This window comes from Arthrobacter sp. Bi26 (assembly GCF_918697925.1).
GTDB lineage: Bacteria > Actinomycetota > Actinomycetes > Actinomycetales > Micrococcaceae > Arthrobacter.
On the sequence record NZ_CAKKMF010000181.1, the window covers coordinates 1 to 3,331 of the forward strand.

Sequence of the window (3,331 nt, forward strand, 5' to 3'; positions counted from 1 at the left end):
GGACGAAATCGAACGCGCGGCCGGCGGCCGCCAGGTCTACCTGTCCCGCGTGGATGTCCACTCGGCCCTGGTTTCAAGCTCCCTGGCGGCGTCGGCCGGCCTGGACGGGCTCGACGGCGCCGCCGGCAGCCAGGTCAAACGCGGGGCGCACACCGCCGCCCGCCTGGCAGCCCGCCAGCTGCCGGCAGACACCCTGCGCACGTACCAGCGGCGTGCCCTCGCCGAGGCCGCCGCCAACGGTTATGTGGCCCTCGCGGAGATGGCTGCACCCCACATCGGGAGCATCGAGGACCTGCAGCTGGCGACGGCCTGGAATGACGGCCCGGACGCCGTCCCCGAGATTCTGCCGTACTGGGGCGAACTGGCCACATCGCAGGAACATGCCCAGTCCATCCTTGACGGCCTGGGCGTATCCGTTCTGGGTCTGGCTGGCGACCTCAACATCGACGGCTCGATCGGCTCACGGACCGCCTCCCTCCGTGCGGACTACGCCGACGCACCAGGAGAGCGCGGCAACCTGTACCTCTCCGTGGCCGAGGCCGCCGCCCACCTTGCGGCGTGCTCGCTGCTGGGAATCCAGGCAGGTTTCCACGTGATCGGCGACGCGGGCCTGGACGCTGCCTTGGAGGCCCTCGACCTTGCCGCGGCCGAGGTGGGGGAGCAGCGCGTCCGCGCCGCGGGGCACCGATTCGAGCACGTCGAGCTCGCGGATCCCGCGGCCATCAGCCGGCTGGCACGCTATTCGGTCACCGTCAGCGCGCAGCCGGTCTTCGACGCCCTGTGGGGTGGCGGGAACGGCCTGTACCAGCAGCGGCTCGGTTCCCGCCAGCTGGGAATGAACGCCTTTGGAAGCCTCTACGCGGCCGGTGTGCCGATCTGCTTCGGCAGCGACAGCCCGGTGACGCCGCTGCGGCCGTGGTCCAGCGTGCGTGCGTGCCTGCAGCACACCAACCCTGCGGAACAGATCTCCGCCCGCGCCGCGTTCCTGGGCCACACACGGGCCGGCTGGCGGGCCGCCCGCTACCCCAACCCCATGGCCGGGCAGCTGGTGCCGGGGGCGCCGGCCAGTTTCGCGGTATGGGAGGTCGAGGAACTCATGGTCCAGGTTGCCGACGGCCGGGTGCAGTCCTGGAGCACCGACCCGCGCGCCCGCACACCGCTCCTGCCGGCGCTGGACACCGGCAGCGATCCTGCCTGCCTGCTGACGGTACGGGACGGCCGGGAACTCTATGCCAGCGGCGCCGTCGGCGCCTGAGCCCTGGGCGCCCAATCCACGGCCCGTCATCCGGCCGGCGGAGCCGAAACATTCACGGCCGTAACCCTGCCCTGAACTGGGGCGATGGACATAACGGCAGGTCACGGCTCGGTTGACAGATCGGTCCGCCCCCGTAGCATTGAGGGGCAACGGAGGGTTGCGTACGGCGCAGGCTCCGTCAGTCCCGGTCCATCCCAGGTTGCCGCACCCGCGGGAGCTTTACTGGTCATGACCCCGGGCACCCCACGGGGCGGGTCTACTTCGCAGCAGAAAACGGTTCCGGCGCCGCAATTCGAGGCCTGCCGGAACTGGCCCGAAGCGGGTGGACCTGCCCGGGGGGTCACGCGGGCCCATGACGGGCGCGCAACTCCCTATAATGGGAAGTTGCGCCTGAATATCCGGAACGAATGACGTTCGGCGCACCGACCGCTCCCTTCAAGGAAAGGCCTCGCTGTGCGTGTCCTCACCATCATCCCGACCTATAACGAGCTGGAATCGTTGCCCAAGACCCTCGGTCGCCTGCGCACAGCCGTGCCCGCTTCCGACGTGCTGGTTGTCGACGACAACAGCCCCGACGGCACGGGGCAGCTGGCGGACCGTCTGGCGGCCGACGACGGCCAGGTCCACGTCCTGCACCGCGCCGGAAAGGCGGGGCTGGGAGCCGCGTACATCGCGGGCTTCAAGTGGGGCCTGGAGGCCGGCTACGACATCCTCGTGGAGATGGACGCCGACGGTTCGCACCAGCCCGAGCAGCTGCCCCAGCTGATCGAAGCTGTGGAGCAGGGCGCGGACCTCGCCATGGGCTCACGCTGGGTTCCCGGGGGCAGTGTGGTCAACTGGCCGCTCTACCGCCAGGCCATCAGCCGAGTCGGCAGCACCTACGCCCGGATCATGCTGGGCGTGAAGATCAAGGACGTCACCGGCGGCTTCCGCGCCTTCCGCCGGACGACGCTCGAGAAGCTGAACCTGGATGCAGTGGACTCGGTCGGCTACGGCTTCCAGGTGGATCTGGCCTGGCGCGTGGCCAAGCTCGGCCTGACCATCGTGGAACGGCCCATCACCTTCGTTGAGCGTGAGCTCGGCGCTTCGAAGATGAGCGGCAATATCGTCGTCGAAGCCATGATCAACGTCACCAAGTGGGGACTCACTGCCCGCTGGAACAAGCTCCGGGGCAAGCAGGACAGCCGGCAGAACGCCTAGCAGCACGGACGGCTCCCGTTCCCGGATGGCAATCCGGACCAAAAAGGGCCGGGCCCGCATCAACAGAGTGATGCGGGCCCGGCCCTTGCCGTAGCCGGTGCGCTGGGGGTCTAGGCCGAGCGGCGTTCGCCCCGGCGTTCGCGCAGGATCGTGAGGCGGTCTTCGAGGATCTGCTCCAGCTCGGGCAGCGAGCGGCGCTCCAGCAACATGTCCCAGTGCGTGCGAACTGCCTTTTCGTTGCTGTTGACGGGGCGTTCGCCGTCGACCAGCAAGGCCTCCTTGCCCGTCTTCGAAACCCAGACCGGGGGGATTTCGGCTTCCGAGGAGAACGTCACGAACACCTGCTCGCCGTCCTCGCAACGGTATTCAACCCGCTGGCGCGGAGCCGGTTCGACGCCGGATTCGGTCTCCATGCTCTGTGCGCCAAGGCGCATACCCCGCAGGCTGCGATCGCTCATCTTTTCTCCCTCTATTCGGTTCGCAGGGTCCAGCCCTGCGTTGTCCGGGGACCGTCAGGCGCCGGACTTCTGGTTGCACCGCGCTGTACCGTACCTGGCCCGTTTGGCCCGGCCAGATGACAGTTGCCAGTGGACAAAAACTGCTTGGAACGTCATTGGAATCAACGCTGTGCGGAGCGTTTTTGTTCCGGACGGCTGAACCGACCGGACAAATATTCAAGTATACGGGAGTGGTGCGGGCGAGGTAAAGCGGCTCTTCCACTTTTGGCGTGGCGGCAGGTGTTCAGCATTCTTGTTGGGCTGCCGTGTACAACAATAGCCGGAGCCTGTAATGGTCATGATTCCGGTATCCGCGGGCGGCTCGTTTGAGGTTCTTGGCGCTGAGGTTCGCCGCTTCGCTGCGCGCGTTCGTGACCCT

At 67.8% G+C, this 3,331-nt stretch carries 4 protein-coding genes; 2 read left to right on the forward strand and 2 right to left on the reverse strand.

Annotated elements, in window-relative coordinates:
• A partial coding sequence (locus LQV16_RS23195) for an amidohydrolase family protein (protein WP_229996183.1) occupies nt 1-1,255 on the forward strand: 1,255 nt, incomplete at its 5' end.
• Between the two features lie 453 nt (nt 1,256-1,708).
• Nucleotides 1,709-2,455: a polyprenol monophosphomannose synthase gene (locus LQV16_RS23200; RefSeq protein WP_229996184.1), complete on the forward strand. Its 747-nt coding sequence runs from the start codon at nt 1,709-1,711 to the stop codon at nt 2,453-2,455.
• Nucleotides 2,456-2,565: 110 nt separating this feature from the next.
• Here LQV16_RS23200 and LQV16_RS23205 read toward each other — a convergent pair whose 3' ends face one another.
• Together LQV16_RS23205 and LQV16_RS23210 are read right to left on the reverse strand one after the other, a co-directional pair.
• The gene (locus LQV16_RS23205) at nt 2,566-2,913 is read right to left on the reverse strand and encodes an RNA polymerase-binding protein RbpA (RefSeq protein ID WP_026266329.1); all 348 of its coding nucleotides are present in this window, start codon (nt 2,911-2,913) and stop codon (nt 2,566-2,568) included.
• 283 nt (nt 2,914-3,196) lie between these two features.
• Nucleotides 3,197-3,331, reverse strand: a 135-nt coding sequence (locus LQV16_RS23210; protein ID WP_229995055.1) for a transposase, incomplete at its 5' end; no start/stop codon positions are given.

Excerpts from the sequence above, each read along its gene's own strand:
- LQV16_RS23205 (WP_026266329.1), bottom strand. The coding sequence starts at position 2,913 with ATGAGCGATCGCAGCCTGCGGGGTATGCGCCTTGGCGCACAGAGCATG.